This window comes from Pantoea sp. DY-17, from assembly GCF_019795975.1.
Taxonomy (GTDB): domain Bacteria; phylum Pseudomonadota; class Gammaproteobacteria; order Enterobacterales; family Enterobacteriaceae; genus Pantoea; species Pantoea leporis.
The window spans coordinates 208,527-234,447 of sequence record NZ_JAIMIG010000005.1 but is presented as its reverse complement, the minus strand read 5'-3'; the positions used below and the strand labels follow the sequence as shown (position 1 = coordinate 234,447).

The 25,921-nt window shown below is 55.9% G+C and carries 26 protein-coding genes; 13 read left to right on the top strand and 13 right to left on the bottom strand.

Annotated features, from left to right (window positions below; genetic code table 11):
• Positions 1-12 precede the first annotated feature (12 nt).
• Positions 13-759 carry a 4'-phosphopantetheinyl transferase superfamily protein gene (locus K5Y33_RS20685; RefSeq protein ID WP_110868240.1) on the bottom strand — a complete coding sequence of 249 codons (747 nt, stop codon included), beginning with the start codon at positions 757-759 and terminating at the stop codon, positions 13-15.
• Positions 760-1,053: 294 nt separating this feature from the next.
• Between K5Y33_RS20685 and K5Y33_RS20680 the strand changes: the two genes are divergently transcribed.
• Positions 1,054-1,563, top strand: coding sequence for a flavin reductase family protein (locus K5Y33_RS20680; RefSeq protein WP_101763900.1), 510 nt, complete (start codon positions 1,054-1,056; stop codon positions 1,561-1,563).
• 46 nt (positions 1,564-1,609) lie between these two features.
• Here the strand turns inward: K5Y33_RS20680 and K5Y33_RS20675 are convergent, their stop codons facing one another.
• The 6 genes from K5Y33_RS20675 to rpmH form a co-directional block, all read right to left on the bottom strand.
• On the bottom strand, positions 1,610-2,200 hold the full coding sequence (locus tag K5Y33_RS20675; RefSeq protein WP_222235016.1) for a malonic semialdehyde reductase: 591 nt from the start codon (positions 2,198-2,200) through the stop codon (positions 1,610-1,612).
• Positions 2,201-2,392: 192 nt separating this feature from the next.
• A complete protein-coding gene (gene mnmE, locus K5Y33_RS20670) occupies positions 2,393-3,757 on the bottom strand; it encodes a tRNA uridine-5-carboxymethylaminomethyl(34) synthesis GTPase MnmE (RefSeq protein ID WP_137386828.1) in 1,365 nt (454 codons plus the stop codon).
• 96 nt (positions 3,758-3,853) lie between these two features.
• On the bottom strand, positions 3,854-5,500 hold the full coding sequence (gene yidC / locus K5Y33_RS20665; protein WP_137386829.1) for a membrane protein insertase YidC: 1,647 nt from the start codon (positions 5,498-5,500) through the stop codon (positions 3,854-3,856).
• A 2-nt stretch (positions 5,501-5,502) separates the two neighbouring features.
• Positions 5,503-5,760 (bottom strand): membrane protein insertion efficiency factor YidD, encoded by a 258-nt coding sequence (gene yidD / locus K5Y33_RS20660; RefSeq protein WP_007893564.1) that lies wholly within the window; start codon positions 5,758-5,760, stop codon positions 5,503-5,505.
• Positions 5,724-6,083: a ribonuclease P protein component gene (gene rnpA / locus K5Y33_RS20655; RefSeq protein WP_036648555.1), complete on the bottom strand. Its 360-nt coding sequence runs from the start codon at positions 6,081-6,083 to the stop codon at positions 5,724-5,726. The genes yidD and rnpA overlap by 37 nt, the downstream gene beginning before the upstream one ends.
• 14 nt (positions 6,084-6,097) lie before the next feature.
• The gene (gene rpmH, locus K5Y33_RS20650) at positions 6,098-6,238 is read right to left on the bottom strand and encodes a 50S ribosomal protein L34 (RefSeq protein WP_003849659.1); all 141 of its coding nucleotides are present in this window, start codon (positions 6,236-6,238) and stop codon (positions 6,098-6,100) included.
• A 602-nt stretch (positions 6,239-6,840) separates the two neighbouring features.
• Between rpmH and dnaA the strand changes: the two genes are divergently transcribed.
• The 11 genes from dnaA (at position 6,841) to K5Y33_RS20595 (ending at position 20,593) form a co-directional block, all read left to right on the top strand.
• Positions 6,841-8,241, top strand: a complete 1,401-nt coding sequence (gene dnaA, locus K5Y33_RS20645; protein ID WP_222235015.1) for a chromosomal replication initiator protein DnaA — start codon at positions 6,841-6,843, stop codon at positions 8,239-8,241.
• 5 nt (positions 8,242-8,246) lie between these two features.
• Entirely contained in the window at positions 8,247-9,347 is a 1,101-nt protein-coding gene (gene dnaN / locus K5Y33_RS20640) for a DNA polymerase III subunit beta (protein ID WP_008105300.1), read from the top strand.
• Positions 9,348-9,514: 167 nt separating this feature from the next.
• Positions 9,515-10,600: a DNA replication/repair protein RecF gene (gene recF, locus K5Y33_RS20635; protein ID WP_101763896.1), complete on the top strand. Its 1,086-nt coding sequence runs from the start codon at positions 9,515-9,517 to the stop codon at positions 10,598-10,600.
• 17 nt (positions 10,601-10,617) lie between these two features.
• Complete coding sequence (gene gyrB, locus K5Y33_RS20630) at positions 10,618-13,023, top strand: DNA topoisomerase (ATP-hydrolyzing) subunit B (protein ID WP_101763895.1); 2,406 nt, start codon at positions 10,618-10,620, stop codon at positions 13,021-13,023.
• Positions 13,024-13,193: 170 nt separating this feature from the next.
• Positions 13,194-14,003, top strand: coding sequence for a sugar-phosphatase (yidA, locus tag K5Y33_RS20625; protein ID WP_110868242.1), 810 nt, complete (start codon positions 13,194-13,196; stop codon positions 14,001-14,003).
• Between the two features lie 260 nt (positions 14,004-14,263).
• A complete protein-coding gene (locus K5Y33_RS20620; protein ID WP_101763893.1) occupies positions 14,264-14,962 on the top strand; it encodes a FadR/GntR family transcriptional regulator in 699 nt (232 codons plus the stop codon).
• Entirely contained in the window at positions 14,959-15,837 is an 879-nt protein-coding gene (locus K5Y33_RS20615; RefSeq protein WP_222235014.1) for a 2-dehydro-3-deoxygalactonokinase, read from the top strand. The genes K5Y33_RS20620 and K5Y33_RS20615 overlap by 4 nt, the downstream gene beginning before the upstream one ends.
• Positions 15,821-16,438 (top strand): 2-dehydro-3-deoxy-6-phosphogalactonate aldolase, encoded by a 618-nt coding sequence (locus K5Y33_RS20610; RefSeq protein ID WP_222235013.1) that lies wholly within the window; start codon positions 15,821-15,823, stop codon positions 16,436-16,438. The genes K5Y33_RS20615 and K5Y33_RS20610 overlap by 17 nt, the downstream gene beginning before the upstream one ends.
• Positions 16,435-17,583 (top strand): galactonate dehydratase, encoded by a 1,149-nt coding sequence (dgoD, locus tag K5Y33_RS20605; RefSeq protein ID WP_210081073.1) that lies wholly within the window; start codon positions 16,435-16,437, stop codon positions 17,581-17,583. Before K5Y33_RS20610 ends, dgoD begins: the two co-directional genes overlap by 4 nt.
• Positions 17,584-17,889: 306 nt before the next feature.
• Positions 17,890-19,185, top strand: coding sequence for an MFS transporter (locus tag K5Y33_RS20600; protein WP_101763891.1), 1,296 nt, complete (start codon positions 17,890-17,892; stop codon positions 19,183-19,185).
• Positions 19,186-19,330: 145 nt separating this feature from the next.
• A complete protein-coding gene (locus K5Y33_RS20595) occupies positions 19,331-20,593 on the top strand; it encodes a DUF3748 domain-containing protein (RefSeq protein WP_222235012.1) in 1,263 nt (420 codons plus the stop codon).
• On the opposite strand, the gene K5Y33_RS20590 is transcribed toward K5Y33_RS20595, so the two are convergent.
• Positions 20,571-20,930, bottom strand: a complete 360-nt coding sequence (locus K5Y33_RS20590) for a YceK/YidQ family lipoprotein (RefSeq protein ID WP_304622225.1) — start codon at positions 20,928-20,930, stop codon at positions 20,571-20,573. The genes K5Y33_RS20595 and K5Y33_RS20590 overlap by 23 nt on opposite strands.
• 286 nt (positions 20,931-21,216) lie before the next feature.
• On the opposite strand from K5Y33_RS20590, the gene ibpA reads away from it, so the two are divergent.
• Complete coding sequence (gene ibpA / locus K5Y33_RS20585) at positions 21,217-21,630, top strand: small heat shock chaperone IbpA (RefSeq protein WP_101763888.1); 414 nt, start codon at positions 21,217-21,219, stop codon at positions 21,628-21,630.
• 46 nt (positions 21,631-21,676) lie between these two features.
• Here the strand turns inward: ibpA and K5Y33_RS20580 are convergent, their stop codons facing one another.
• From K5Y33_RS20580 to K5Y33_RS20560, 5 genes are read right to left on the bottom strand one after another with little or no spacing between them, the layout of a single operon-like run.
• Positions 21,677-22,582, bottom strand: a complete 906-nt coding sequence (locus K5Y33_RS20580; protein WP_222235011.1) for an EamA family transporter — start codon at positions 22,580-22,582, stop codon at positions 21,677-21,679.
• 21 nt (positions 22,583-22,603) lie between these two features.
• The gene (locus K5Y33_RS20575; protein WP_217549521.1) at positions 22,604-23,104 is read right to left on the bottom strand and encodes a YbaK/EbsC family protein; all 501 of its coding nucleotides are present in this window, start codon (positions 23,102-23,104) and stop codon (positions 22,604-22,606) included.
• A gap of 27 nt (positions 23,105-23,131) precedes the next feature.
• Positions 23,132-23,932, bottom strand: coding sequence for a hypothetical protein (locus tag K5Y33_RS20570; RefSeq protein WP_192236807.1), 801 nt, complete (start codon positions 23,930-23,932; stop codon positions 23,132-23,134).
• Between the two features lie 5 nt (positions 23,933-23,937).
• Positions 23,938-24,645, bottom strand: coding sequence for a class II glutamine amidotransferase (locus K5Y33_RS20565; RefSeq protein ID WP_110868247.1), 708 nt, complete (start codon positions 24,643-24,645; stop codon positions 23,938-23,940).
• A complete protein-coding gene (locus tag K5Y33_RS20560) occupies positions 24,633-25,910 on the bottom strand; it encodes an acetyl-CoA carboxylase biotin carboxylase subunit family protein (protein WP_222235010.1) in 1,278 nt (425 codons plus the stop codon). Before K5Y33_RS20560 ends, K5Y33_RS20565 begins: the two co-directional genes overlap by 13 nt.
• Positions 25,911-25,921: the final 11 nt, after the last annotated feature.

Below are 25,921 nucleotides of genomic sequence, written 5' to 3'. Positions count from 1 at the left end.
ATGCGGCCTTTTTTACGGATGTCCCATCTCATGCGGCGTGACCAAACTGGTCAGGCGCAGCGTATGCGGCCCGATATTGGGTTTACTCATCTCGACATCGCGCAGTGCTTGCCACTGCTGCGCGCCATCAATCTCCCACAGATGTAAGCGTTCGGTGCCGGGCGACAGCGCGCACGACCACACCAGCGTGGGCTCAGCATCACACACCGCCTGAATATCGGGGAACACGGTGGAACGCAGCCGACCGGCCGCAGGATGCAAACGCAGTGAATCAATACCGCTATCGGTTTCGCCGGTGAGCTTGAGAATACTTTGGCGCAGCGTCCAGATTTGCGTCAGCGCTTCCATGAAATCCTGCTGCGCGTTAATCCATGCTTTTTCGCCGGAGGAGAGATCCTGTGTCAGCATATCCTGTGTTTGGCGACTGTGTGCGCGCACAATTTCCATATCCAGTCCGGCGCGGCCGCCTTCTTCGGCCAGCAGCACACCGATAGTGTTTCCGGCGTAGGAGATGCTGAAATCGGGCAGGTTGGCATCGGCAAAACAGGGACGTCCGCTGCTGCTGGTCGTCAGCGCGGGGAGTTCGCGGATACCGTAGACGCGTAACATCAGCTGAGCCAGCAGTTCGCGTGCGGCGAGAAAGCGTCCGCGACGCTTGTCAGCGAAGCGCTGAGCGCTGTTGATTACTTCTTGTGGCACCCGCATGTTCTCAGAAGAAAAGGGCGGATTACCTATCCAACGTACAAAATGACTAGCCATCTGTCGCTCCATGAAAATGGTCGAATAATCATCAGTGCCATTGTAAGAATTTTCTCATGGGTTTGCATCCGGCTTAAGATGGAATAGGCGATATTTCAGATAAGGACGAAGCCATGCGGCAATCCCATTTGGCAACTTTGCATAGAACGCTTTTGCAGAAACCTGCCGGATTGAGTGCCTAACTGTGTGATGTGGTGTAGGATTTGGGCAGTAAAACAGCACATCAAAGTGCGCTAACTCTTCATTCATCTGCCCATTGTGCGCATTGTTAAAACAGGCACGTCGGAGTTTTTTATGTCAGATACCGCTATTTCTCGCCAGGAATCGATCTCGCTTGATGAGTTTCGTCACGGCATGCGTCGCTTAACCGCGGGTGTTTCTCTGGTTACCACCGAATTTCAGGGCGAAAAGCTTGGGCTGATTGCCACGTCGGTCAGTTCGCTGGCGGCAGAGCCACCCAGCCTGCTGGTGTGCGTGAATCGTAGCGCGTCCAGTCATGATGCTTTTATCGCAGCCGGCCATTTTGCCGTGAACGTGCTGCGTGAGCAGCATGACGACTTATGTGCCCAGTTCAGCCAATCCTCACGCCGCGCCGAGCGTTTTCAAAACGGTACGTGGCAGACGCTGAATACCGGCGCGCCGATTCTGGCTGATGCGCTGGTGAGTTTTGATTGCCAGCTGGAGAAGGTAGTGGAGTGGAACACGCACAGCGTGCTGCTGGCGCGTATCGTGGGCATTGCTCTGCCAGGTGAAGCGGCAGAGCCGATGATCTACTTCAACAGCGGCTTCCATTCACTGGGATAACCGCTTGAAACGGGCGTCGTGGGCTAAGCCCGACGCCTTTTCTCAATCAGGCAAAGGTGCTGGCTTCATCAAAGCCGAGACGTGGCAGACGCGCGTGCAGTTTGCTGGCTTCGCCATAGCCGAGATTGATCAGTAAGTTCACCTGCCATTTGCTCTCGCTAAAGAAGGCGTCGTTCACTTTTGTCGGATCGAAACCGGACATCGGGCCGGCATCCAGGCCCAGCGAACGCGCGGCCAGAATCAAATAACCTGCCTGCAAGCTGCTGTTACGGAACGCGGTCTCTTTCGCCAGATCCGGGCTGCTGGTAAACCAGCTGCGCGCATCACCATGCGGGAACAGCTTCGGCAGCGCTTCGTAGAACTCAGGATCCCACGCCACGATCACCGTTACCGGAGCGGACATGGTTTTGTCGACGTTGCCGGAGGAAAGCGCGGGTTTCAGCTTCTCTTTGCCTTGCTGCGAGGTCACAAACACAAAACGGCCCGGCGAGCAGTTAGCCGAGGTTGGGCCCAGCGCGGTCAGGTGATAGAGCTGCTCCAGCACCTCTCGAGAAACCGGTTTGTCCTGCCAATAGCTGTGGGTGCGGGCTTCAATGAACAGCGTGTTCAGCGCCACGCTGTCGAGCGTTGTACTCATGTTTCTCTCCTGTTCAGGCAGCAACTTGCGCCCAATATTTAGCATGAATAATGAATGTACCCAGCAGGACCTGTTCGCCGGGCAATGATCGTTATACTGCAAAGGCGTGGGAGAGCCAAATAACAAAGACGCATGTCTACCGGGCGCCAGATGCGCATGAATGCGCACCCGACATGAGAACGCCGCAGGCCATTACTTACCAATACAGAAACTGGAGAAAATTCTGCCCAGCAAATCGTCGGAGGTGAATTCACCGGTGATTTCGCTCAGCGCCTGCTGCGCTAAACGTAACTCTTCTGCCAGTAATTCGCCGGCCCACGCGCCTAAAAGCTGATGCTTGCCCTGCTGCAAGTGCGTTGCGGCTAACTCCAGTGCTTGCAGATGGCGGCGGCGGGCGAGAAATCCGCCTTCCATATTGCCGGCAAATCCCATGCTCTGTTTCAGGTGATCGCGCAGCGCTTCCACACCTTCCCCGGTGCGCGCCGAGAGACGAATCAGTGAGTGACCGTTCACTTCAGTGAGGCCCAGCTCTTCGCCGGTCATATCCGCTTTGTTACGCACCACGGTAATTGGCAGCGCTTCCGGCAAACGGGCAACAAAATCTGGCCAGATGGCGGCGGCTTCAGTCGCGTCTGTGGTGGTGCCATCGACCATAAACAGCACGCGGTCGGCCTGCTCGATCTCCTGCCACGCGCGTTCAATACCAATGCGCTCGACCTCGTCGCTGGCTTCACGTAAACCGGCAGTATCGATGATGTGCAGCGGCATGCCGTCAATATGGATGTGCTCGCGCAGGACGTCGCGCGTGGTGCCAGCGATATCAGTCACAATCGCCGCTTCGCGTCCGGCTAAGGCATTCAGCAGGCTCGATTTTCCGGCATTGGGACGACCGGCAATCACCACTTTCATCCCTTCACGTAGCAGGCTGCCCTGACGCGCTTCGGCACGCACGCCGTCGAGGTCGCCGATCACCACATTGAGCTGTGCTTCAATTTTGCCGTCGGAAAGGAAATCGATCTCCTCATCCGGGAAGTCGATGGCCGCTTCCACATAGATGCGCAGGTGAGTAAGTGCTTCCACAAGTGCGTTGATGCGCAGGGAAAACGCGCCCTGCAGCGAGTTCACCGCCGAGCGGGCGGCTTGCTCTGAGCTGGCATCGATCAGATCGGCAATCGCTTCGGCTTGCGCCAAATCGAGCTTGTCGTTAAGGAAGGCGCGTTCGGAGAATTCACCTGGTTGCGCAATGCGTAAGCCGGGCAGCGCCACGATGCGCTTGAGCAGCAGGTCGAGAATCACCGGGCCGCCATGGCCTTGCAGCTCCAGCACATCTTCACCGGTGAAGGAGTTCGGGCCAGGAAACCACAGCGCAATGCCCTGATCCAGCACGCTGCCATCGGCGTCGGTAAAGGGCAGATAGTCGGCATAGCGCGGCTTTGGCAGCTTGCCGAGCACGGCTTGCGCTACCTCAGCGGCTTTGGCGCCGGAGATACGCAGAATGCCAACGCCGCCACGGCCGGGAGGCGTCGCCTGGGCAACGATAGTGTCGCTGTGGCTCATGATTCCACCTTAAACTTTTAGGGTATTAATAAATAAAAATAGGGCGACATAAATGTCGCCCTTTGATTATACGCTGCTGCTGGTCGCAGTCAGGCGTTACGCTTTCTTCTTGTCGCGGCTATGCAGACCACGTTTTTCCAGGCCGCGATAAATCAGCTGCTGCTGGAGAATGGTCACCAGGTTGCTGACGATGTAGTACAGCACCAGACCTGATGGGAACCACAGGAAGAACACGGTAAAGATCACCGGCATGTAGGTCATGATCTTCTGCTGCATCGGATCGGTCACGGTGGTCGGTGACATCTTCTGAATGAAGAACATGGTGATACCCATGATGATCGGCAGAATGTAGTACGGATCCTGCGCTGACAGGTCATGAATCCACAGAATAAACGGCGCATGACGCAGTTCAACCGAGCCTGACAGCATGTAGTACAAGGCCAGGAAGATTGGCATCTGGATAACCAGTGGCAGACAGCCGCCCAGCGGGTTCACTTTCTCCGCCTTATACAGCGCCATCATTTCCTGGCTCTGTTTCTGCTTATCATCGCCCAGACGTTCACGCATCGCCTGAATCTTTGGCTGCAGCATACGCATCTTCGCCATGGAGGTGTACTGCGCTTTGGTCAGCGGGTACATGATGCCACGCACGATGAAGGTGATAACGATAATGGAGAAGCCCCAGTTACCGATAAAGCTGTGGATGAACTTCAGCAGCTTAAACAGCGGCTGCGAGATGAACCACAACCAGCCGTAATCCACGGTCAGATCCAGGTGAGGCGCGATGGCTGCCATCTGGTCCTGAATTTCCGGGCCTACCCACAGCGTTGCGCCGAGATCTTGCTGTGCGCCTGCGCCAACGGTCACAGGAGCAGATTTGTAGCCAATTGCCGCTACGCCATTGCCGAGGTTAGTGGTGTACAGCGTGTTATTACCCTGCGTGCGCGGCACCCAGGCGGTAGCAAAGTACTGCTGCAGCATCGCCACCCAACCATTGCTGGTGGTGGTGTTCAGGTTCTCGTTATCCGCGATGGTGTCGAATTTATATTTTTCGTATTTCGCATCGCTGGTTGAGTACGCTGCGCCACGGAAGGTGTGCAGAGCAAAGTTGTTGCTGCCGGTATCGCGGTGCTTAGGCACGTCGATGGTCTGCTTCAACTGACCAAACATCGACACTTCCAGCGGCTGCTGAGTGGTGTTGTTGATGTTGTAGTCAACGTTTACCGCATACTCACCGCGCTTGAAGACGAAAGTCTTGGTGTAAACCACGCCGTTTTCACCGGTCCAGGTCAACGGTACGCGCAGTTCGCTCTGGCCATCTGCCATCACGAAGCTATCTTGCGAAGTGGTATACAGCGGACGTGCGCCATTGTTCGGGTTATCCGGGCCGTTGCGGCCAGTTAAGCCACTCTGCGCCTGATAAACGAAGGCCGGTGTAGTTTCAAGCAGCTGGAACGGTGCATCTGAACCCAGTTTGTCCGGGTAAGTCAGCAGCTGAGCCTGCTCAATATCGCCACCACGCGTATTGATGTTGAGTGACAGGACATCTGTCTTAACGGTGATCGTTTTGCCCTGTCCGCTAGCCGGCACGCCGGAAGTGGCGGCATCACCCGCTGCGCTGTTTGTGTTTTGCGTGGTCTGGGTTTGCTGTGGCTGCGGAGCGTGGTCCGTCTGCCAGGCTTGCCAGATCATAAAAGACACGAACAGAAAAGCGATGAGAAAGAGATTGCGTTGCGAATCCATCGTTAATGTTCTCTGGTATCAAAGGTTTTTGGCGGCACAGGATCGTCACCACCCGGGTTCAAAGGGTGGCATTTTAATACGCGTTTTATCGTCAACCAACTGCCTTTTACAACGCCAAAGCGGCGCAAGGCCTCAATCCCATACTGCGAACAGGTGGGATGGAACCGGCAATGAGGTCCCAGCAGTGGGCTGATGGCGCGTTGATAAACGCGTATCAGGGCAATCAGGAGCCGCGAGCCAGGCGACAGTGACGACGCCATAGTTTCTCCAACGCTTCCGTCAGCGCACGGTTATCCAGGTCAGCAATCCCTTTTTTAGCCACGATCACAAAATCCATTGCAGGGAGCTCATGTTGACGCAGACGAAAGCTTTCGCGGGTCAATCGCTTGATCCGGTTGCGTTCATGGGCGCGTTTTACATGTTTTTTTGCGACGGTGAGACCGATGCGGGGATGCCCCAGCGCGTTAAGTCGGCCGAGTATGGTGATTTGCGGCGTACCGGCTCGTTGTGGCTGCTGGAAGACGAAAGTGAAATGAGTGGGAGTTAACAAACGTAACTCCCTGGGAAATGCGAGCTTAACCACGAGGGTTAGCTTTATTACTTAGAAACGGTCAGACGAGAACGGCCTTTAGCACGACGACGTGCCAGAACCTGACGACCATTTTTTGTTGCCATACGAGCACGGAAACCGTGTGAACGGTTGCGCTTCAGTACGGACGGTTGAAAAGTGCGTTTCATGGCGATTTCTACCTAAACTTGAAAATTTTCACTGGGTGACGCGTTTTCGGGCCAGTAAATCGACCAACGCCTCAATGTGTCTTTAATAAAGAGGCGGGATTGTAATAATTGTACAGTCCAGAGTCAATTCACTTCGCTGGTCGCGGCACCTGGAAACCCAGATACAGCCCGCTGATTCCGGGCATCAAGGCTTCACGCAATAATGCCGGGTGGGGAATTATACGGGCTGTGGGTTAAAGCGCAAGGATCGCGCAGGATCTTCTTGCGATCAGTTTGCAGATTTGCTGCACGGAAACGAGAGCTTGCCAGAAAAATTAACGCTTTCAGCCACATTAACGCTGGCTTTTTTCGCAGAAAGCGTAAACTCATTATCACTTCAGTAGCCTGTGGATAAATTGGATCAAAACTGTGTAGAAAGGGAAGATCTCTGTGCAGCTTTACGTTATGATCCGCCCTTCCGCTGACGATCCTCGCTGCGATCGCCGGGGAAGACTACCGCGAATAGCGGTCGCAGGCGTTTTCCAACCGTCTGTGTCTAAAAATTACGTTTCTATTTATTAGCGCCTAAAATTCTTATCGATTTTGTACGAGTGGAGTCCGCCGTGTCACTTACGCTTTGGCAACAGTGTCTTGCCCGTTTGCAGGATGAGCTTCCTGCCACCGAATTCAGCATGTGGATTCGTCCGCTGCAAGCTGAATTAAACGACAATACGCTGACCTTGTATGCACCAAATCGGTTTGTACTCGACTGGGTTAGAGATAAATATCTCAATAGTATCAATGGGCTGCTGAATGAATTCTGCGGTGCAAATGTGCCTTTACTGCGTTTCGAAGTCGGTACGCGCCCTGCAGCACAGGTCACCACTAACCAACCGGCGATGGCCAGTTACAATGCGCCCGCGCCGATCGAAAATCGTCCGGCACCCGCGCAAATTTTGCGTCCAAGTTGGGATTCCGTTCCCGCACCGGCCGATGTGACTTACCGCTCCAATGTGAATAACCGTCATAACTTCGACAACTTCGTTGAAGGTAAATCGAACCAGCTGGCGCGCGCGGCGGCACGTCAGGTGGCGGATAATCCTGGCGGCGCTTATAACCCACTGTTCCTTTATGGCGGCACCGGCCTGGGTAAAACTCACCTGTTGCACGCGGTGGGTAACGGCATTATTGCGCGCAAGCCCAATGCCAAAGTGGTGTACATGCACTCTGAGCGTTTTGTGCAGGACATGGTTAAAGCCTTGCAGAACAACGCCATCGAAGACTTTAAGCGTTACTACCGCTCGGTTGATGCGCTGCTGATCGATGACATTCAATTCTTTGCCAATAAAGAGCGCTCGCAGGAAGAGTTCTTCCATACCTTCAACGCGCTGCTGGAAGGCAATCAACAGATCATCCTGACCTCGGATCGCTATCCAAAAGAGATCAACGGCGTAGAAGATCGCCTGAAATCACGTTTTGGTTGGGGATTAACCGTGGCGATCGAGCCGCCTGAACTGGAAACGCGCGTCGCGATCCTGATGAAGAAAGCCGATGAAAACGATATTCGCCTGCCGGGTGAAGTCGCCTTCTTTATTGCTAAGCGTTTGCGTTCTAATGTCCGCGAGCTGGAAGGCGCGCTGAACCGCGTGATTGCCAACGCGAACTTTACCGGTCGCGCGATTACCATCGATTTCGTGCGCGAAGCGCTGCGCGATCTGCTGGCGCTGCAGGAAAAGCTGGTCACCATCGATAATATTCAGAAAACGGTGGCCGAGTATTACAAAATTAAAGTGGCGGATTTGCTGTCGAAACGCCGTTCGCGTTCGGTAGCGCGTCCGCGCCAGATGGCGATGGCGATGGCGAAAGAGCTCACCAATCACAGCTTGCCGGAGATTGGCGATGCGTTTGGTGGTCGCGACCATACCACCGTGCTTCACGCTTGCCGTAAAATTGAGCAGCTGCGTGAAGAAAGCCACGACATTAAAGAAGATTTCTCTAACCTCATTCGAACACTATCTTCCTGACGCATATGAAATTTATTGTAGAACGTGAGCAGTTACTGAAGCCACTGCAACAGGTTAGCGGTCCACTTGGCGGACGCCCGACGCTGCCAATCCTCGGAAATTTACTGCTGCAAGTAAGCGAAGGCTCGCTGCGCTTGACCGGTACCGATCTGGAAATGGAAATGGTAGCCCGTGTTGCGCTGACGCAGCCACATGAGCCGGGCGCCACCACGGTTCCCGCGCGTAAATTCCTCGATATTTGCCGCGGTTTGCCGGAAGGTGCTGAGATCAGCCTGACGCTGGAAGGCGACAGAATGCTGGTGCGTTCTGGCCGCAGCCGTTTCTCGCTGTCAACGCTGCCCGCCAGCGACTTCCCGAATCTGGATGACTGGCAGAGCGAGGTGGAATTCACCTTGCCGCAGGCGACGCTAAAACGCCTGATTGAAGCCACCCAGTTCTCAATGGCGCATCAGGATGTGCGTTATTACCTCAACGGTATGCTGTTCGAAACCGAAGGCGAAGAGTTGCGTACCGTCGCCACCGATGGTCATCGCCTTGCCGTATGCTCCATGCCGATTGGTCAGGCGCTGCCGAACCATTCGGTGATCGTGCCGCGTAAAGGGGTGATTGAGTTGATGCGTTTGCTCGACGGTGGCGAAACGCCGCTGCAGGTGCAAATCGGCAGCAGCAATATCCGCGCACACGTTGGCGACTTTATCTTTACGTCGAAGCTGGTTGATGGCCGTTTCCCGGATTATCGCCGCGTACTGCCGAAGAATCCCGACAAAGCGCTGGAAGCCGGCTGTGATATTTTAAAACAGGCGTTTGCGCGTGCGGCGATTCTCTCGAATGAGAAATTCCGCGGTGTTCGCATCTACATCACCGAAAATCAGCTCAAGATCACGGCGAATAACCCAGAGCAGGAAGAAGCGGAAGAGATGCTGGATGTCTCTTACAACGGCACCGATCTGGAGATTGGCTTCAACGTCAGTTACGTGCTGGATGTGTTGAATGCGCTCAAGTGCGAGAACGTGCGTTTGCTGCTGACTGATGGCGTATCGAGCGTGCAGATTGAGGATGTGGCCAGTCCGGCTGCAGCCTACGTCGTCATGCCAATGCGTTTATAAATATCGGCCTGGCTTACTTGCCATTCTGGTCCCGGGCAGTGCTCGCCCTTGGTCACATACTTCAGTATGCTCCCAAGTTCTGCGCGCTGGCCGTAACCAGACTGGCTGCGCCGTCGACGGCCTGGATCTCAAATGTTAGGTAAAATCCCCTTCTCGCTGGATTCGTTATGGCTTTAACCCGCCTCCTGATTAAAGATTTTCGCAACATCGAGCAGGCCGATCTGGCTTTGGCGCCGGGGTTTAATTTCCTTGTCGGTGCCAATGGCAGCGGTAAAACCAGCGTGCTGGAGGCGATTTACACGCTGGGGCACGGTCGCGCATTTCGCAGTTTGCAAGCGGGCCGCGTGATTCGTCACGATCAGGACGCCTTTGTGCTGCACGGCCGTATTGAAGGCAGCGAACGTGAAATGTCGGTCGGTCTGACCAAGAATCGCGCTGGCGACAGCAAAGTGCGTATTGATGGCAGCGATGGTCACAAAGTCGCCGAGTTGGCGCAGCTGCTGCCGATGCAACTGATTACGCCGGAAGGTTTTACCCTGCTCAATGGCGGTCCAAAATATCGTCGTGCCTACATCGATTGGGGCTGCTTTCACGCCTCGCCTGGTTTTTTCCATGCCTGGAGCAATTTGCGTCGCCTGCTGAAACAGCGCAATGCGGCGCTGCGTCAGGTTTCGCGCTACAGCCAGATTCGTCCCTGGGATCAGGAACTGGTGCCGCTGGCCGAACAGATCAGCGCCTGGCGCGCCGAATACAGCGCGGCGATTTCCCGCGAGATCATCGCCACCTGCGGTCAGTTTTTACCGGAGTTTGCGTTGACGTTCTCTTTCCAGCGCGGCTGGGATAAAGAGAGCGACTACGCCGAACTGCTGGAACGCAATTTCGAGCGCGACCGCGCGCTCACGTATACCGCCAGCGGCCCGCATAAAGCCGATTTTCGCATTCGTGCTGAGGGCACGCCGGTGGAAGATTTACTCTCACGCGGCCAGTTAAAACTGCTGATGTGCGCGCTGCGCTTAGCGCAGGGTGAATACCTGACGCGCAGCAGCGGACAACGCTGTTTGTATTTGATTGATGACTTTGCCTCAGAGCTGGATGACACCCGTCGTCGGCTGTTAGCTGAACGCCTAAAAGCCACGCAGGCTCAAGTATTTGTCAGCGCCATTGGTGTCGAGCATGTAATCGACATGAGTGATGAAAAGGGCAAGATGTTCCGCGTGGAACAGGGTAAAATAGTGGTTCAACCTGAAGATTAAATGAGCGAGAAACGTTGATGTCGAATTCTTATGACTCCTCAAGTATCAAAGTCCTGAAAGGGCTTGATGCGGTACGCAAACGCCCGGGTATGTACATCGGCGATACGGATGACGGCACCGGTCTGCATCACATGGTATTCGAAGTCGTGGATAACGCAATCGACGAAGCGCTCGCCGGTCACTGTAGTGATATTACCGTTACTATTCATGCAGATAACTCTGTCTCGGTGCAAGATGATGGCCGTGGTATTCCTACCGGCATTCACCCGGAAGAGGGAGTCTCTGCTGCTGAAGTGATCATGACCGTCCTGCACGCAGGCGGTAAATTTGATGATAACTCATATAAAGTTTCCGGTGGTCTACATGGCGTTGGCGTTTCAGTCGTAAACGCCCTGTCACAGAAGCTGGAGCTGACCATTCGCCGTGAAGGCAAAGTGCATCAGCAGGTTTATCAGCACGGCGTGCCGCAGGCACCGCTGGCGGTGTCCGGTGATACCGATGCAACCGGTACTCGCGTGCGTTTCTGGCCGAGCTACGAAACCTTCACCAATGTGATTGAGTTTGAGTACGAAATCCTGGCGAAACGCCTGCGTGAACTGTCGTTCCTGAACTCTGGCGTTTCGATTCGTCTGGAAGACAAACGCGACGGCAAGAACGATCACTTCCACTACGAAGGCGGCATCAAGGCGTTCGTTGAGTATCTCAACAAGAACAAAACCCCGATTCACCCAACGGTGTTCTACTTCTCGACGGAGAAAGATGGCATTGGCGTGGAAGTGGCGCTGCAGTGGAACGATGGTTTCCAGGAAAACATCTACTGCTTCACCAACAACATTCCACAGCGCGACGGCGGTACGCACCTGGCGGGCTTCCGTGCGGCAATGACGCGTACGCTGAATGCCTACATGGATAAAGAAGGCTACAGCAAAAAAGCCAAAGTCAGTGCGACCGGTGACGATGCGCGTGAAGGCCTGATTGCAGTGGTTTCCGTGAAAGTGCCGGATCCGAAATTCTCTTCTCAGACCAAAGATAAGCTGGTCTCTTCTGAAGTGAAATCGGCGGTTGAGCAGCAGATGAACGAACTGCTGGCGGAATACCTGCTGGAAAACCCGTCTGACGCGAAAATCGTGGTTGGCAAAATCATCGATGCAGCGCGTGCGCGTGAAGCTGCCCGCCGTGCTCGTGAGATGACGCGCCGCAAAGGCGCGCTGGATTTGGCCGGTCTGCCGGGCAAACTGGCCGACTGTCAGGAGCGCGATCCGGCGCTGTCTGAAATCTACCTGGTGGAGGGTGACTCTGCAGGCGGATCAGCCAAACAGGGTCGTAACCGTAAGAATCAGGCGATTCTGCCGCTGAAGGGTAAAATCCTGAACGTGGAGAAAGCGCGTTTCGACAAGATGCTCGCTTCGCAGGAAGTAGCCACGCTGATCACCGCGCTGGGCTGTGGTATCGGTCGTGACGAATACAATCCGGACAAACTGCGTTATCACAGCATCATCATCATGACCGATGCGGACGTCGACGGCTCGCACATTCGTACGCTGCTGTTGACCTTCTTCTACCGTCAGATGCCAGAAATCGTCGAACGTGGTCACGTCTATATTGCGCAGCCGCCACTGTACAAAGTGAAGAAAGGCAAGCAAGAACAGTATATTAAAGACGACGAAGCGATGGATCAGTATCAGATTTCCATCGCCCTCGACGGCGCAACGCTGCACACCAACGCCAGCGCACCGGCGTTAGGCGGCCAGCCGCTGGAAACGCTGGTGGCGGATTTCAACGGCACGCAGCGCATGATCAAACGTATGGAGCGCCGTTTCCCTACGGCTCTGCTGCGCGGCCTGATCTACCATCCGACCTTAAGCGACCTCAGCGATGAAGCCGCTGTAAAAGGCTGGATCGACGGTTTAGTGGCGTATCTGACTGAGCGTGAAGCGCACGGCAGCAGCTATCTGGCCCATGTCCGCGCCAACCATGAGCAGAAGTTTGAACCGGTGCTGCGTGTGCGCACGCACGGCGTTGATACCGATTATCCGCTGGATAGCGAATTCATCGATGGACCGGAATACCGCAAAATCTGTGCGCTGGGCGAGCAGCTGCGCGGCCTGATCGAAGAAGATGCCTATATCGAACGTGGCGAACGTCGTCAGCCGGTCACCAGCTTCGAGCAGGCGATTGAGTGGCTGGTGAAAGAGTCGCGTCGCGGTCTGTCAGTACAGCGTTATAAAGGTTTGGGTGAGATGAACCCAGAGCAGCTGTGGGAAACCACCATGGATCCCGATAGCCGCCGCATGTTGCGCGTGACCATCAAGGATGCGATTGCTGCCGATCAGCTGTTCACCACCTTGATGGGCGATGCGGTAGAACCGCGCCGCGCCTTCATCGAAGAGAATGCGCTGAAAGCCGCCAACATCGATATCTGATCGACACGGCAACACGTAAAAACCCTTCCCTGGTGGAAGGGTTTTTTGTTTTCCGCCCGGCAAAACGCGCAAAGCCCGCTGCGGTAAAAAATCTGAATGGGGCGCGAAACTGGTCAATGTGAGCTGAATCGCGCTAGCATTGATCAAAACCCTGACTCAATGAGGACGTTATGGCTATAAAACTGGTTGCAATCGATATGGACGGCACGCTGCTCAATCCGCAGCACGAGATCACGCCTGCCGTTAAATCGGCCATTGAACGCGCGCATAAAAAAGGTGTGATGGTGGTGCTCACCACCGGCCGTCCGTTTGTCGGTATTCAGCGCTATCTGATGGAGCTGAATCTGGTTGATGAAGGCCAATATTGCATCAGCTATAACGGTGCGCTGGTGCATCGCGCTAATGATGGCGAGTGCGTCGCGGAAATCACCTTGGGTTTTGACGACTATCTGTATATCGAACAGCTGGCGCGCGATCTTGGTGTCCACTTCCAGGCCTTCGATAAATCTTTCCTCTATACGCCGAACAAAGACATCAGTGAGTTCACCATCCACGAAGCGAGCCTGACCGGCATTCCGGTGCGCTATCGTTCTGTGGAAGAGATGGATCGCGCCACGCGTTTCCCTAAGCTGATGATGATCGATAAGCCCGATCTGCTGGATTCTGCCATTCAGCGCTTGCCGCAGCAGGCGCGTGACAACTACACCATCCTCAAAAGCGCACCTTATTATCTCGAAATCCTCGATGCCCGCGTGAATAAAGGGCAAGGCGTGAAAATGCTGGCTGAGAAGCTCGGCCTGGCGCGTGAAGAGGTGATGGCGATTGGCGATCAGGAAAACGATCTGGCGATGATTGAGTATGCTGGAACCGGCGTAGCAATGGGCAATGCGATTGATTCCGTGAAGAAAATCGCGCAGTTCATTACCAAAACCAACATGGAACACGGCGTAGCGCACGCCATAGAAGAGCTGGTGCTGTAAACCCTCGTTATTCCTCGTCACGCTGTTTTTAGGTTGCCATACATGGTGACCCTTCAAATCTCACCAAGCCTTCATAAGGTCGCCATTTATGGCGACCTTGTCGCGTTATGACACATGACTTGTCTAATTTGTGATCCACATTGTAGTACAACTTAGATTAATGGTACTACAATCGACAACGCAGGCCAGGGCGGCCGTTAGGCTTCGCTACGCGAAAGCAGTAATCTGATGCGTACCTGCCTTTCACTGAATGGAACATCATGACGCAAGAACAACTAAGCAAAACAGAGCGCATCATCCTGACGCTGGGTGAAGAGATTGTGGCCGGCAAGTTTGTGCCGGGCGCGGCGTTACCCGCGGAAGCTGAGCTGTGTGAACGCTTCGGCACCTCGCGCAATATCATCCGCGAAGTGTTTCGCTCGCTGATGGCGAAACGCTTGATGGAGATGAAACGCTATCGCGGCGCGTTCGTCACGCCGCGCAATCACTGGAACTATCTGGATAGCGACGTATTGCAGTGGGCGCTGGCGCACGATCAGGACCCGCGTCTGATTGCTGCCATGAACGAAGTGCGTGTGCTGGTCGAGCCGCAGATTGCGCGCTGGTCTGCCGAACGCGCCACCTCAAGCGATCTGGCTGCGATTGAACTGGCGTACAACGACATGGTGGCCAATCATCTCAATCGTGATGCCTTTAATGAAGCGGATATCCGCTATCACGAAGCGGTGCTGAATTCGGTACACAATCCGGTGCTGCAGCAACTCAATGTGGCGATCAGCCAGCTGCAAAAAGCGGTGTTCGCGCAAACCTACATGGCGGACGAAGGCAACATGCCGCGCACGCTCGCCGAACACAAAGCGCTGTTCGATGCCATTCGTCATCAGGATGGCGATGCTGCCGAGCAGGCGGCGAAAGCGATGATTGCCAGCTCAACGGCGCGACTCAAGGAGATTATGTGACCAGCTATATCGCGATTGATTGGGGCTCAACCAACCTGCGCGCCTGGCATTATCAAGCCGGCGTTTGCATCGATGAACGTCGTTCGGAAGCCGGCGTCACGCGCCTGGGCGATCGCACGCCAGCCGAAGTGTTTGCCAGCGTCACCGCAGGTTGGCCAGTCGATGACGTGCCGGTGGTGATGGCGGGCATGGTAGGCAGCAATGCCGGCTGGCTGTCGGTGCCCTATCTCTCCTGTCCGGTGGCGCTGGGCGACATCGCTAGCCGCCTGACGCGCGTCGAGGATAAAGCGTGGATCGTGCCGGGATTGAGCGTCGAACGTGCCGACAATTACAACGTGATGCGCGGTGAAGAGACGCAGCTGCTTGGCGCGCTGGAACTGCAGCCTGCGCCGCTCTATGTGATGCCAGGCACGCACGCCAAATGGGTGCAGATGGAACAGGATCGCGTGCTGGATTTCCGCACCGTGATGACCGGCGAACTGCATCATCTGCTGCTCAAACAGTCGCTGGTTGGCGCAGGTTTACCCGAACAGCAAGAGAACGCGGCGGCTTTCCGCGCAGGTGTGCAAGTCGGCAGCAACGATGCCTCGATTCTCTCGCGCCTGTTTGAAGTGCGTGCTTCACACGTACTCGGCGCGCGCGATCGCCGCCATATTAGCGACTTTCTTTCAGGCTTGCTGATTGGTCACGAAGTGGCGCTGATGACGCAGCAGGCCGACGCCGCAAGCCAACCGATCACCATTATTGCCGGTAGCGCGCTGGCGCAACGTTATCAGCAGGCGCTGCAGTTTATCGGTATGGATTCAGTCACGCTGGAAGGCGATCGTGCTTTCCAGCACGGAATAAGGAGTATTGCGAATGTCCTGGCAAACTAAAGTCCCGCTGATCGCCATTCTGCGCGGCATCACGCCGGATGAAGCCGAAGCGCACGTTGGCGCGCTGATTGAAGCGGGTTTCGATGCGATTGAAATCCCGCTCAACTCACCGGAGTGGGCGAAAAGCATCGGCGCGATGGTGAAAACCTTCGGCGATAAAGCGCTGATTGGCGCCGGTACGGTGCTGAATCCGGCGCAGGTCGATGAGTTGGCGACGCTGAACAGCAAATTGGTTGTCACACCGAACACCGATGCTGCGGTGATCCGCCAGGCGGCCGCCAAAGGGATGATCGTTGCCGCCGGTTGCGCTACCGCGACAGAAGCGTTCACCGCCTTACAGGCCGGTGCGCAGGCGCTGAAAATTTTCCCATCGTCAGCCTTTGGTCCGGGCTACATCAAAGCGCTTAAAGCGGTGCTGCCGCCAGAGGTGCCGGTGTTTGCCGTGGGCGGCGTGACGCCGGAAAACCTGCATGAATTTATGGCCGCAGGCTGCATTGGCGCGGGCTTAGGCAGCGATCTCTATCGCGCCGGTCAACCGCTGTCACGCACTGTGGAACAAGCTCGCGCATTTATTGCTGCATATAAGGACGCTGTACGATGAAAATTACCAAACTGACCACTTATCGCCTGCCGCCGCGCTGGATGTTCCTGAAAATCGAAACTGACGAAGGCATCGTTGGCTGGGGCGAACCGGTGATTGAAGGCCGCGCGCGCAGCGTGGAAGCGGCGGTGCATGAGCTATCGGAATACCTGATTGGTCAGGATCCAGCGCGCATTAACGACTTATGGCAGGTGATGTATCGCGGCGGCTTCTATCGTGGCGGCCCGATTCTGATGAGCGCCATCGCCGGTATCGATCAGGCTTTGTGGGATATCAAAGGCAAAGCGCTCGGCGTGCCGGTTTATCAACTGCTTGGCGGATTAGTGCGTGACAGCATTAAAGCCTACAGCTGGGTGGGCGGCGATCGTCCGGCCGACGTGATTGATGGCATTAAGAAACTGCGCACCATCGGTTTTGATACCTTCAAACTCAACGGCTGCGAAGAGATGGGCATTATCGATAACGCGCGCAAAGTCGATGAGGCGGTGAATACCGTAGCGCAAATTCGTGAAGCCTTCGGTAAAGAGATTGAATTTGGCCTCGATTTCCACGGCCGCGTCAGCGCGCCAATGGCAAAAGTGCTGATCAAAGAGCTGGAGCCGTATCGCCCGCTGTTTATCGAAGAGCCGGTGCTGGCGGAGCAGGCGGAATATTATCCGCGTCTGGCGGCGCAGACTCATATTCCGATCGCCGCTGGCGAACGCATGTTCTCGCGCTTCGAGTTCAAACGCGTGCTGGAAGCGGGTGGACTGGCGATTCTGCAACCGGATCTGTCACACGCGGGCGGTATCACCGAGTGCTACAAAATTGCCGCGATGGCCGAATCTTACGATGTGGCGCTGGCGCCTCACTGTCCGCTCGGCCCAATTGCGCTGGCTGCGTGCCTGCACGTTGACTTCGTGTCACGCAATGCGGTGTTCCAGGAACAGAGCATGGGCATTCACTATAATCAGGGCGCTGAACTGCTCGATTATGTGATCAATAAAGACGATTTCAAAATGGATGACGGTCATTTCTATCCGTTAAATAAACCGGGCCTCGGCGTGGAAATTAACGAAGAGCTGGTGATCGAGCGCAGTAAAAATGCCCCTGACTGGCGTAATCCATTATGGCGATTCCCGGACGGTTCAGTCGCTGAATGGTAAATACCCGTCATAATTCAAGCTACAGATGCGTTGGCTGCGCTCATTCTTCCAGTCACTTACTAGTGTAAGCTCCGGGGGATTCATTCGCTTGCCGCCTTTCTGCAACTCGAATTCTTTAGGGTATTAAATTTTATTAAATCTCGATAATTATATGCCGGTGAAATAAGGCATAGGGCTGCGCTCAGCCTGATTCCCGGCACAGCTTATTTACCGCTGACGCGGTTTTACCTTTGATATCGCTACCCTACATTTGCCGGGGCGTGCTCTGTCGTGCCCAAACGGCAAAACCGATTACGGAGAAACACCATGGATCTCTCTGCTGTTCACGCCAAACCGACGCGCCGTCGTTATATCACGCTGCTGATGATATTTATTACGGTGGTCATTTGTTATGTCGATCGCGCTAATTTAGCCGTCGCTTCCGCGCATATTCAAGAAGAGTTCGGTATTACTAAAGCGCAAATGGGTTATGTATTTTCGGCCTTTGCCTGGTTATATACGTTATGCCAGATTCCCGGCGGCTGGTTCCTTGACCGCGTGGGTTCACGCTTAACCTATTTTATTGCCATCTTTGGCTGGTCGGTTGCGACGTTATTGCAGGGTTTTGCCACCGGCTTATTATCATTAATTGGTCTGCGTGCGATTACCGGCATATTTGAAGCGCCGGCTTTCCCGACCAATAACCGGCTGGTGACCAGCTGGTTCCCGGAGCAGGAGCGCGCTTCCGCCGTCGGCTTCTACACGTCCGGTCAGTTTGTTGGTCTGGCGTTCCTCACGCCCTTGCTGATCTGGATTCAGGAACTGCTGAGCTGGCATTGGGTCTTCATTATTACCGGCGGCATCGGCATCATCTGGTCTTTCATCTGGATTAAGTTCTATCAGGCACCCAGCCAAAGCAAAGGCATCAATAAAGCCGAGCTGGATTACATCCGTGAAGGTGGCGCGATGGTGGATGGTGATGCGCCGAGCGAAAAGAAAGCCCGCACCAAACTTACCGCCGCCGACTGGAAACTGGTGTTCCACCGCAAGCTGTGCGGCGTCTATCTTGGCCAGTTCGCCGTCACATCCACGCTGTGGTTCTTCCTGACCTGGTTCCCGAACTATCTGACGCAGGAAAAACACATCGCGGCGCTCACCGCGGGCTTCATGACCACCGTGCCCTTCCTCGCGGCATTCGTTGGCGTGATTCTCTCGGGTATCGTCGCCGATCGTCTGGTGCGCAGTGGCCGTTCGCTGGGCTTTGCGCGCAAAACGCCGATCATCTGCGGTCTGCTGATCTCCACCTGCATCATGGGCGCGAACTACACCAACGATCCAATATGGATTATGACGCTGATGGCGATCGCCTTCTTCGGCAACGGTTTCGCCTCAATTACCTGGTCGCTGGTCTCCTCGCTGGCACCGGTGCGCCTGATTGGTTTGACCGGCGGCATGTTCAACTTTGTTGGCGGCTTGGGTGGCATCACCGTGCCGCTGGTGGTGGGTTATCTGGCGCAGGATTACGGCTTTGCACCGGCGCTGGTGTATATCTCGGCGGTGGCGCTGATTGGCGCGCTCTCCTACATCCTGCTGGTCGGTGATGTAAAACGCGTAGGTGAATAAATTCGCGCGATGAATCGCGCCGCTACAAATACGGGCACAATCCGTAGCGGCGCCGTTCATTGCGTAATCAACAGCGGTGAAATTGCTGCTTCTCACTGCAGAATCACGTAATTTATCCGGCAACTGTTAGATGGAAGGTTGCCTCATGTCAGAAAAACAAATCACCTTTGCCGCGCGTCATCATCAACTTACCAACATCAACGTCTGGACCGGCGACAGCCAGTGGCTGGCATTTGATGTGCGACCTTCCGGTGCCTCTTTTACCAGCCTGACTATCGAGCGCGTCAACGTGGCGAGCGGTGCCGTTGAAGTGTTGTATCAGGCTCGCGATGGTGCGCACGTTGGCGTGGTCACCGTCAGTCCGGATCTGCCGCCGCGTTACGTTTGCATTCATGGTCCGGAACATCCGGATGCGCACTGGCGCTACGATTTTCATCATCGGCGCGGCGTGATCGTGCAGCAAGGCATCGCCGAGAACCTCGATGCCTGCGATATCACCTCGCCTTACACGCCTGGCGCGCTGCGCGGTGGCTCGCATGTCCACGTCTTCAGCCCGGATGGTTCGCGCCTGAGCTTTACCTACAACGATCATGTGATGCATGAAAAGGATGCCGGCGAAGACCTGCGTAACGTCGGCGTGGCCGTGCCGCTGCATCCGGTGTGTCCGCCCAAACAGCATCCGCGTGAATATGAGGGCAGCCATTATTGCGTGCTGGTTAGCCAGACGCAGCGCGATCCTCAGCCGGGCAGCGACCAGATTGACCGCGCCTATGAAGAGTGCTGGATCGGGAATCAAGGCTATCAGAAAGCGGATGGCAGCTGGCAGCGCTGGGCTATCGCCTTTATCGGCGATACGCGCGCCGCCAACGGCGACAAAGTGCCGGAAGTGTTTGTGGTGGATCTGCCCGCCGCGTTAGCCGATTACGCCAAAGCGGGCGCTTCGCCCTTACAGGGCACGGCGGATAAATTGCCTGCGCCGCCAGCTGGCGTGCAGCAGCGACGCATCACGCACACCCATGGCCTGGCACTGCAACCGCGCCACTGGCTGCGCGCCTCCGCGGATGGCAGCGCCATCGCCTTTTTGCTGGCGGACGAACAGGGCGTGATTCAGCTGTGGACGGTTTCACCGAATGGCGGCCAGCCACGCCAGGTGACGCAGCTGGCGAGTAGCATTCAGTCGGCCTTTAGCTGGCATCCACAAGGCGGCGCGATATGCTTTATCTGTGATAACAGTGTGATGCGCTGTGAAATGGCGACGGGAGCCTGTACGCGCTTAACGCCGCGTAGCGATCACGCGCCATCCGGTGATGCAGTGGTCTGGTCGCCGGATGGAGAAAAGATCGCTTATATGCGGGAAGTGGACGGCTGGCGGCAGCTGTTTTGCGTCAGTGCGGCTGCGCGGGCATAGACGCGGCGGTCGCCAGGCTGGCTTGCGTGCCGGCCATTTTTTCGCTCTGCATCACGCGCTCGTGAATCGAATCCTTACTTTTATCGTCGTCAGAACGGAAGTAATCCCATGGCAGCAGCACGGTGTCCATCACCGCTGAGAACGGGAGATCGATCAGCGCCAGCGGCTTGATCGCCCAGCTGGTGTTGTCGTCAGTGATCATCTCTGCGCTGGCGCGCGTGCCGGGATAGTAGCCCTGACTGGCGCCAGTGTGAGACATAACGCTGGAGCAACCTGAAGTAACAAAGGTACTGCAAACCAGCACAGCTGTGAGTGGAAAGCGTTTCATCATATTCATCATCATCATCCCTTCAGTCATGGCATGGCCCTGGCTGGAGTGTGTCACCTGACGTTAAGCAAAGCTCTGTGGCTGCGTCTTGGATCTCAGGCGATTGGTCCCCTGAGTGTATGTCATATCGTCAGATTTGCTGTAAAAAAATACGCATCAGCCCTTGAAAGCGACCAGGCTGCACCCACTTTTAAGGAACGGTCTTGTTGCTGTTGCCGGAAGGGACAGCAACGGACTGCACAACCTGTCCATGGTGGAAGGTTGCCTAAACTTGCTGAATATCAGGAGTCTTATTATGCGTAACTTTGATCTCACCCCACTTTATCGTTCTGCCATTGGTTTCGATCGCCTGTTTAACCTGCTTGAGTCCAACCAAAACCAGGCCAATGGTGGCTACCCTCCGTATAACGTTGAGCTGGTGGATGAGAATTTCTACCGTATCACCATTGCCGTGGCGGGCTTTGCCCAGAGCGAGTTAGATATCACCTCGCATGACAACGTGCTGGTGGTGCGTGGCGCACATCCTGAAGAGCAGCCGGAGCGTAAATACCTGTATCAGGGTATCGCCGAGCGCAACTTCGAGCGCAAATTCCAGCTGGCCGATCACATCACGGTGCGCGATGCGCGTCTGGAAAATGGTCTGCTGAGCATCGATCTGATTCGCATCGTCCCGGAAGAGGCGAAACCGCGTCGTATCGAAATTCTGTAATCAGGATGTGAGTTAAAAAAACGCCGCTGAAAAGCGGCGTTTTTGTTTAGGTGCGCACCAATAATCGCTGACTGACCATGCCGCCAAACACATTCACCAGCAGGCCGAGGATGATCACTGAAACGCCGATCATCTGCTGAATCGACAAGGTTTCACCGAGGATCAGCGCCGCGCTGAGAATCCCCACCACCGGCACCAGCAGCGACAGCGGTGCCACGCGCCAGGTTTCATAGCGGCTCAGCAAATTACCCCATATCGCGTAGCCGACAATGGTGGCGATAAAGGCGAGATAGATCAGCGCCAACACCGTTTGCAGTGAAATGTGCAGCAGGCTGGTGATAATCGCCGCTTCGCCATCGAACAGCCATGAGCAGGCAAAGAACGGCACGATCGGCACCAGCGCACTCCACACCACCAGCGACATCACCGGCACTTTGCGGTTACGCAAAATGATTTTGTTGGTGATATTGCCGAGGCCCCACGACAGCGCCGCAGCCAGCGTCAGCATCATGGTAGTGAGCGTAATGCCCGCTGTGGTTTGGCCTGCCATGCCTGCGGTTGCCAGCATAAACATGCCGAGCGTCGCCACCAAAATACCGACGATATGATTCCAGCGTAACTTCTCCCCCAGGAACAGCGCCCCCAACAGTAGCGTGAAAAAGGCCTGCGCCTGTAACACCAGCGACGCCAATCCTGCCGGCATGCCCAGCTTGATCGCGAGGAACAGAAAGGCGAACTGGCCGAAGCTGATGGTCATGCCGTAGACGATCAGCCAGCGCAGCGGAATCGCCGGACGCTTCACAAACAAGATCGCCGGAAACGCCACCAGGCTAAACCGCAATCCCGCCAGTAAAAAAGGCGGCATATCCTGCAGGCCCAGCTTAATCACCACAAAATTCACGCCCCACGCCACCACAACCAGCAGGGCTAACAACATATCTTTCACTGACATACACAGTCCTTACTGCCGCGATCAGGCGGTTGCCGTCACCGGTGTTGCGATCTCGGCACAACATTCATCACCGACAACCTTAAAGAAATCATCCACCTGTAAAGCCACGGAGCGATCCAGTGCCCCGGCGTTAAACCACAGCGTGCCGACATCGCGCAGGCGCACATCGACGCGCAGCGCTAGCCGGTCATCAAAACTAAACGGCGGCACCGCGCCCATCACGCACTGGGTTAACTCCTGCGCTTTCTCTGGCGCCGCAAAGCTCGACTTCTTGCCGCCAATGGCGCGTGCGGCGCTTTTGAAGTTGATCTTGCAGTCGCCTGGCACAATCGCCAGCAGATAGCGCGCATCCGCGCCATCCGGCATCGTCACTTCCAGCACCATCGCTTTGGCCGCCTGATTGAGATCGTTACCGCGAATCTCGCTAATCAGGTCGGTCTGGCCGATGGCTTCATGCTCCACCACGCGATAACGCGCCTGATGGTGATCCAGCAGGGCCGCTACTTTTTCAAAGGTATTCATGTTCGTCTCCTCGTCGAAAACCTGGCGTTAACTCCAGGCGATGGCGTGTTTCATTTTTTTGTCGGTCAGGCCAAAGAAGAAGCCCATGGTGATGCGCGTGTCGCCTTCCACGCGATCAATTTCGTGATAAAACGCCGGATTAAACAGATAGATATCGCCACTGCGCGGTGAGAACTCGCATACCTCGCTGTGTTCGATGACGCCGGTTTGATAACCCAGTTCGCCCGGCGTTTTGTACCATTCATCCACCGGCTGCCACTTCTTGTTGAAGATGCGCAGCGCGCCGCCGGCGTTGCACTCCTGCAAACAAACCACGCAACTCAGCTGGTGCAAGATGCGGGTCACCGCCAATCCGCTGCCGGCGGCATCGCGCACGATGTTGTCGTTATGCAGGGGATTGGCGACGCCGTCAGCGTGGAAGCGCACAATCGAACCGGCGTAATCGCCAAGTTCGGGCTCATTAGCGGTTTGCAGGCTTTCCAGGCGCAGCGCGTGCTGCACCCAGTTGTAGATCTGATCGCGCAGGCAGTGCAGCGACGACGGCAGCGCGTGCTGAATATCGCGCAGCTCTGTGAAGTAGTTTTCCGGCGCGGCGGTGTGCTTCGCCAGATAAGGGCCGAGCGTGGTCAGCGCGCCGTTTGGATAGTGCGATACCCGCACCTGTTCGCGGCACTGCTGCAAATCCTCCACTACCGCTGCGCGCACGTCCGGCTTGAGGAAGTTACGTAACACCAGCAGCGGCACGCGCGCCGTCACGATGTCATCCAGCCAGGTGCTCTCCACAAACATGTTTGGATGAATAACGCGGATCTGATTGAAAATCGCCATGTTGATCACTCCCCAATTGGAAATTCATGAAGTTCATGGTTGTTCATACGACGCCATTCAGACGCCGTGCCCAGTGCTGAAATAGGTTCAGAAGAGATGAAAGTGGTGTCGTTTTTCTGTAAGCGGTGCAGCGTGAAATAGTTGGGATAGGGCGTGTCGTCGGGATGCCATTGCCACGCCCAGGCTTTATCGCGGGTGACAAAAATGGCGTTGGCCGAACTGCCGCCCGGCGCGACCTGCGCCATCTTGTCGCGCAGATAATCGCGGGTGAAATCGGCGGGCGTGGCGCGATCCACCATATATTCGAGATACTCCGCGGAATCGAAACGCGACTCCGCCATGCCCAATTGCTGATAAACGGTGGGCAAAAAACCGTTATGCATCATGTACCACTGCGTGTCGCCGCTGGTGCGCCACAGCGGATGGGAAAATTCGATACCGTGATTTTTGCTCAGCGTGGCGTGGCGCACATGTACCGCCAGAAAGCGGCCGCGCAGGCGATCAACATCAATGGTCGGCAGCGCATCGGCGAACGTGCCGGTGCCGTGCAGCGTGCGAATGTGCCCTTGCTCCAGCCATAAACAGCCCCAACCGTTAGGATGCTGTTTAATCGGACCTTCGTGCGTGGCGGTTTCGCCGCAGCTCATGGCACGCGCGGCGTCCAGCACTGCGGCGGCATCAAATTGGCCGTGCGCCACAATCATTCTGCACATAGTAAATCTCTCCGAATGGTGAGCGATGAGGCCTCAAGGATCTGATGGAACACCGCCAGAATGTCGTCGCGGCTGGTGGCTGCGAGACGCAAGGTGGCGAGAATGCCGGCGTGGCGGGTTAAATCGGCATACAGCGAAGAGCGTGGCGAAACTGCCAGCGCGGGCAGATTGAGCGGCGGCAACAGCTGACCGCGCTGATGCTGTGCGATCCAGCGCTCAGCCGCGTCATACTGCAGGCGCTGACGCAAACGCACGCGGCCCACTGCCTGCGGCTGCGCCGGAAAATGCAGCGGCGGCATGCCGTGACCGGCTTCGATGTGGAACGCCACTTCCGCCCAGTTGATGCCGGTGACTTCCTGCACCAGATTCACCACGCCCATGCCGGAAAGGCGGAAGCCCATTTCAAGGAAATGCGGTTCGCCGTTGACCAAAATGAAGTCGATGTGAAATGCGCCCTGACGATAGCCGAAGGTTTCGCAGCAGAAGCTCATCAGGCTGCTAAAGCTGGCGGGCAGCTGCTGCGCGGCGACTGCCACATGGCCGGATTCGTAAAAACTGACGCAGCCGTCGGCATCGCTATGGTGTTCGATCACCTTTTGGCAGCAGGTCAGCGCCACCGCATGGCCGTCCGCCACCACGCCTTGCAGCGAATACTCATCGCCCGCCAGCCAGCTCTCCACGATAAAACCGCTGAAGCCGCGCCCGCCGTAATTCATGGTGTCGACCAGCTTGCCGATCACCGCATCAAGCTGGCTGGCCTGTTTCACCAGCCAGACGCCAAGACCGCCGCCGCCGTCAACCGGCTTGATCACGCAGGGATAGAGCAACGCGTCTCGCGCATCCCGAATGCTGAGCGGCGAGGCAAAAAAGCGAAACTCCGGCTGCGGAAAGCGCTGCCAGGCTTTGCGCAACGCCATACGCTGCGCGTACTTATCCGGCGGAATAAAGCTGGCACCGGCGTCGGGCCCCGCCAGCAGTTCGCGTACGCGACCGGCGCTGGCGTTGTAAGCTTCAAAGCCCGCCAGCACCACGTGAGGATGCTCCATCAACCCGGCATGCAAACAGGCTTGCAGTACATCCCACGGATTTTCCGGGCGATCGAGCCGCACAATCAGATCGAACGGCAACGGGATGCTCAGCGATTGGTAATCGACGAAATCGCCCATCTCCGCCAGCACGGTAAAGTAGCCCTTGCGTTTGGCCACCGCGCAGTAAGGATTTTGTCCGTCGCGGGTGGCACCAATCTGCAGGAAAATCTTTCTCATCGCGTTGCCTT